The sequence below is a fragment of the Bradyrhizobium sp. LTSPM299 genome, assembly GCF_000938235.1.
GTDB lineage: Bacteria > Pseudomonadota > Alphaproteobacteria > Rhizobiales > Xanthobacteraceae > Bradyrhizobium.
The window spans coordinates 1-5,695 of the sequence record NZ_JYMU01000069.1; the positions used below are offsets into that span (position 1 = coordinate 1).

Consider the following 5,695-nt stretch of genomic DNA (forward strand, 5'->3'; position numbering starts at 1 on the left):
GGAGTTTTTGTCGCTCCGGGTGCGACGACATTGACGCGAATGTTGCGCGGCGCAAAGTCGGCAGCGATCGCACGCGCCATGGAGACCACCCCGCCCTTGGTGGCCGCATAGGCCGCTAGGCCGGCCTGGCCCATATAGTTGTGCACCGATCCGTTGAAGATGATGCTGGCGTTGTCGTTCAACAGAGAAGCAGCGGAGTTGATGGTGAAGAATGCGCCATTCAGGTTGGTGCGGACGATATTCTCAAACGCTGCTTCGTCCGTAGCGCCGGTGGGCGTCCTGCCGCTAATTCCGGCATTGGCGAAGACGACGTCCAGCTTGCCGAAATCCTTGGCAATATCCGCGAAGAGCTGCTTGCGATCGTCCGCCACGGTAACGTCGGCGCGGTAGCCGCGCACGTTGGGTCCCAGTTCGGCGACTGCTTCATCCAGCGTCTTCTGGTCCCGGCCGGTAATCGCGACTTCAGCGCCTTCTGCAACGAAAAGACGGGCGGTCGCCAGGCCGATGCCGCTGTTTCCGCCAGTGATGAGAGCCTTCTTACCTGTGAGTTTCATGATTACCTCCTTGATGACTTGATGTGGCCTCACCTTCGCGCCGATCTGAGGAAATTACCCGTTATGGGTCGTTAGCAGGCGTTAGCTGCTGCAAGCAGTCCGAAAAAATGACGGGCAAAACGCTTCCGCTGGCGCAAAAGAACGAGCGCAAACAGTCGGGTGACGGGATTACGAAGCGATCTCTGCTTGCTGGAGGCAGGTTGAGAGTCGTAGTGAAATCACCTCAACGTGGTGAGCAGCGCTTCGGCGGCTTTGAGGTCCGCCGTCTCAAATCCTTCCTTGAACTCCGCGTAGACCGACTGCAGTAGCGTCCGTCCGTTTTTGGACTGTCCTTGGTCGGCCAAATGCTTCGCGAGGTCCCTCGCGGTACGCAATTCCCAGGCACGCACACCTTGACGTCGGCTCAATACAAGCGACTCGTTGAAGCAGGTCTCCACCTCGCGGACGTCGGGTTTCTCCATCGATAGGAGAAGCCCGCCCTTTATGCGCAGCAGTTCCGGCATATAGAACATCTCGCCACTGACTTCGACTTGCCGAATACTCTCGTCGATCAGCGCCTTGCCTTCATCTGGCCGTCCAAGCGCGGCCAGTCCTTGAGCGACTGCAATGTTGAACTCCGTGGTGAGCACCTCATGTCGCGCCGCGTGCAGGCGCTCGAGCGTTGCCTGCAGATCCTTGACGCCCGCTTTGGTGTTGCCGCGCAGAATCGCCAACTCTGCCTTGCGACCCTGTCCGATCGCTACAAGAGGCCCCAAGGCATTGGCTTCGGCATGCGAAAGCGACAAATCGGTGTGGTATTGGGCATTATCGAGATCGCCAGCCCAGAGAAAAACCGACGCCGCGCCGGCCAAAACCAGCGCCAACGCTGCCGGATGGCCCATGGCTTCGGAGGCTTCGACCCCCTGGCGTGCGAGTTCCAGCGCCTGGGTCGGATAACCTTGCAGCCAAAGGGTCCGCGCCAGTGCGATATACGAATGGTAGTGGGGATCGTAGCTGAGGAGGACCGGTCCACGATGGGATTGCGATAATATCCGCATCAGGGAATCGAGCTCCGCACGCGAACCCGCAAGGTCACCGGTAACCTGCAGCGCCCTTCCCAACATGGCATGGGCCAGCGCTTTGACCATCAGGTCATCAGACGTCTCGGCAATCGCCCCGCAACGTCTGGCGTATTCAAGCGAAGTCCTGAGATCTCCTCTACGGGCATGGGAAATATGTTCCATGTTAAGCAGTCCGACTTGATAGGCCGTGTCACCGTGCTGTTCGGCAATGGCCAGGCTTCTGCTCAGGGCCTCAGTTACGGCGTTGCTTTCTCCGTATATTTGTGAGGACGAGAAACCCAACGCCGCCTGAAGATGCATCTCGGTGAGACCTCCGGCGCCGGTCTTGTCGAGAGCGAGGAGGGCATGTTGTGACCAGCGGTGACATTCCGGAAGTAAAGACATCGCCAGAAAAACCTGCACCGCAGCGGCGGCAAGATTAACGCCGACCACGGCGTTACCTTCCGGAGAAAAGCACCATTCGAGTGCGGCCCGAACATTGTTGATGGCCGCGAAATGTGAAGCGCGTTCGATTCCACTTGATGAGGTCGACCATTCCTTTCCGCTCTGCTCCAACCAGCGGCGAAAGTAGGTCGCATGCCGTATCGACAGGTCGGTAGCATCGGCGGCGTCAATGCCGATCTCACGGGCGTAATCGCGCGTTGTGTCGAGAAGCCGGTAGCGCATCATCGCCCCCAGGGGGTTCGTTGCCACGATCGATTTGGCGACCAGGCTATCTACGGCGCCAAGGACGGTCGACCTGTCGAGAGTAGCGCCGGTAACGACCTCCAGCGCCGCATCCAGGGTGAAATGGCCAACGAATACGGCGAGCCTGCGGAGCACTATACGCTCCAGTTCGGTCAGGAGCCCGAAGCTCCAATCCAGCGTGGCCTGCAGTGTCTTTTGCCGCGGTGGAGCGGTTCGCGACCCCACCCAAAGCAGAGTCAGGCGTTGATCGAGAAGGGTCGCGGTTTGTTGCAGTCCATGGGATTCGACGCGTCTGGCCGCCAGTTCGATCGCGAGCGCCACACCGTCAAGCTTTCGACAGATGCTTGCAACGATCAGGACTTCCGCATCGCTGACGTCCAAACGCGCGCCACTGGCCGCTGCGCGCTCCATGAACAGCTGTGTGGCCGGGAACGCCCGGACCGCCGCCGCCGTAAGCCCCGGATCGTCCGGCGGACAGGCCAGCGCATCCAATCGGTAGATATGCTCGCCATCTACCCGAAGCGCTTCGCGACTCGTCGCGAGAATGTGGACCTGCGGCGCTGCATCGATGATGCGTGCCGCCAGCGGCGCCACCGCTTCGACGAGATGCTCACACGTATCGAGGATCAACAGAATTCGCTTGTTGCGCAGGTAAGCGATCAGACTGGGCGTCGCATCGTTGGATTGAACCGATAGCCCAAGCATGGAGGCCATGCCTGTCGTGACCAGGGTGGGATCGCTGAGCGTTCCGAGGTCGACGAACAGCAAAGCACCCGAGAAAGCATCGACCAGGTGATGACCGACCGCTATCGCAACGGTGGTTTTGCCGACGCCGCCGGCGCCGACGATGGTGACAAAGCGCGAGGCGTTCAGCTGAGCCGACAGCTTCAGAATATCGTCGTCCCGGCCAACCACCCGGCTTTGGCGGCTGGGAAGATTGGCGTGCGGAAAAATGCTTGCGACGATGGGCGTGTCACCGCGCTGACCGGCCGACCGCGAGACTGGCGCGACGAAGCAATAACCCCTGCCGGGGAGAGTTGCGATGTATCGGGCGCCAGCCTTTCCGTCACCTAGCGCCTTACGGAGGTAAGTCATATGAAACCGCAGGCTTCCTTCCTCGACGATGACGTCGGGCCAAACCTGTGCCAACAATTCCTTCTTGCCGACAATTTCGTTGGGATGGGACAGCAAAACGACGAGGATATCGAGTGCCCGCGCACTCAACTCGATCGGTGTACCGTCGTTGGTCAGAAGCCTCTCGCTGACGATGAGACTGAAAGGACCAAAGGATATGACTTCCTTGGTCCGCGCGGCCGCTGCGATCATGGCGTCGCCTCTCGAAGCCATCCGGTCCGGTCCCAGCTCCACCGGCATTCTAGGCGAAGAGCCCGCCCCAGGCATAGCGCCAAGGTCCGGTAGGCGGCCAGAGACCAGGGGCGCAGCCCGGTCGCGAGCACTAACAACCCCTAACAACCCATAGCGGGCTAATGCGCGGACTTTGGCGCAATCTTTCCTGGCAGCGAGGATGACGGATGACCGGCTCTTCGCAGGCGTTCAAGCGAACTGCGGCCCTTCCAACCCATTAGCAAATCGAGGAGAATCCACATGTTGACGACAGAAACAAATAGCCCCGTCGCCGGTGATCTCGGCCTTCCGTTCAGAGCCGCCGCGATGGCCGACACAGCCAGTTCGCGGGCCATCGACACCGTCGGGGCCTTCGACAAAAATGCCATCCGTCCTTTCCACATCCACTTTCCAGAGGCAGCCCTCGTCGATCTGCGCCGGCGCCTGGCGGAAACACGCCTGCCAGAGAACGAGACGGTTACCGACTTCTCCCAGGGCGTACCGCTCAAGACCATCCGCCAACTTCTGCGCTACTGGCAAGTCGACTACGACTGGCGCAAGGTCGAGGCGCGGCTCAACGCCGTGCCGAACTTCATCACCGAAATCGACGGTCTGGACATCCACTTCATCCATGTCCGCTCCAAGCATGAAAATGCACTGCCGCTGATCGTGACGCATGGCTGGCCCGGTTCGGTGGTGGAGCAACTGAAGATCATCGGGCCGCTCACCGACCCTACCGCTCATGGTGGCAGCGCTTCGGACGCCTTCCACCTGGTGATTCCGTCGATGCCCGGCTACGGGTTTTCCGGCAAGCCGACTTCGACCGGCTGGGGGCCCGAACGGATCGCGCAGGCTTGGACCACTCTGATGAGGCGTCTCGGCTACAAGCACTTTGCCGCACAGGGCGGCGATTGGGGTGCGATAGTTACCGATATGCTGGGCGTGCAGGCGCCGCCGGAATTGGTCGGCATCCACACCAACATGCCCGGCGCGATTCCTGCGGAGATCGACCAGGCATCGTTTTCTGGTGCGCCGGTGCCGTCTGGTCTCTCTGCCGAAGAGACAAGCTCCTACGACCAGCTCGTTTTCGTCTACAAGCATGTCTATTACGCCTTCTGGATGGCGTCGCGCCCGCAAACACTGGCGGGGTTTGCGGACTCGCCGATCGGCCTCGCGACCTTCCTGATCGACCACGACGCGCGCAGTCTGGAACTCATCGCGCGTTCGTTTGACGGACAAACCGAGGGTCTGACACCGGACGATGTCCTCGACAATGTCACGCTGTTCTGGCTCACCAACACAGGTGTTTCGTCAGCTCGGCTCTACTGGGAGAACAAGCTGCCCTTCTTCAGTCCGAAGGGCGTCAAAGTCCCAACTGCCGTGAGCGTCTTCCCGGACGAACTGTACCAGACGCCCCGGACGTGGGCAGAGCGGGCCTATCCCAATCTCATCCATTACAACAAGGTGGAAAAGGGCGGTCATTTTGCTGCCTGGGAGCAGCCAAGGCTTTTTACCGAAGAGCTTCGTGCAGGCTTCAGATCCCTCCGCAAATCGGCTTGAAGACTACGGCGAGCGCATTGTGCGCGCCGACCAGATCTATCAGCCGCGCCAGACCAGCAACGACCGAAGGCTCGCGCGCACCGTGCCCGCGAGCCTCAAGACCGTTCTACAGGCCACTATCAAAAAAGAATGTAACATGGACCAAATCGTAAAGGTGCTCCACACCGCCAAGACCAGAACCACGGGAGACCGCGAACAGGGCGCTTCGCGCAGCTCCGACGGCCTGCTCGACATCAGGCTTTCGATGCCCGGCTCGGCGCGGATCGGTACCAACCCGGAGCAGCTGCTGGCAGCTGGCTGGTCAGCTTCTTTCGCGAATGCGATCGCGCTTGCGGCCCGCAAATGGAAAATCACGCTGCCAGCCAAAGTTAGCATCGATGCAGAGGTAGACCTGAACCTCGGTGATGGCGGCTACTCACTCAGCGCTCGGCTCAACGTGACGATCCTGGGTTTGGAGCGCAGCGTGGCAAAAGGACTGGTCGATGAAGC

At 60.4% G+C, this 5,695-nt stretch carries 4 protein-coding genes; 2 read left to right on the forward strand and 2 right to left on the reverse strand.

From position 1 onward, the window contains the following. Both UP10_RS32140 and UP10_RS32145 read right to left on the reverse strand, forming a co-directional pair. Positions 1-554: SDR family NAD(P)-dependent oxidoreductase (locus UP10_RS32140; protein WP_044591217.1), on the reverse strand; the 554-nt coding region annotated here is incomplete at its 3' end. 218 nt (positions 555-772) lie between these two features. After that, a complete protein-coding gene (locus UP10_RS32145; RefSeq protein WP_044591218.1) occupies positions 773-3,628 on the reverse strand; it encodes an ATP-binding protein in 2,856 nt (951 codons plus the stop codon). 279 nt (positions 3,629-3,907) lie between these two features. On the opposite strand from UP10_RS32145, the gene UP10_RS32150 reads away from it, so the two are divergent. Further along, positions 3,908-5,206 (forward strand): epoxide hydrolase family protein, encoded by a 1,299-nt coding sequence (locus tag UP10_RS32150; protein ID WP_050043811.1) that lies wholly within the window; start codon positions 3,908-3,910, stop codon positions 5,204-5,206. A 136-nt stretch (positions 5,207-5,342) separates the two neighbouring features. Beyond that, the coding region (locus tag UP10_RS32155) for an Ohr family peroxiredoxin (protein WP_044591219.1) at positions 5,343-5,695 on the forward strand (353 nt) is incomplete at its 3' end.

Coding starts and splice junctions, on each gene's coding strand:
- UP10_RS32145 (WP_044591218.1), bottom strand. CDS start 3,628: ATGATCGCAGCGGCCGCGCGGACCAAGGAAGTCATATCCTTTGGTCCT.
- UP10_RS32150 (WP_050043811.1), top strand. CDS start 3,908: ATGTTGACGACAGAAACAAATAGCCCCGTCGCCGGTGATCTCGGCCTT.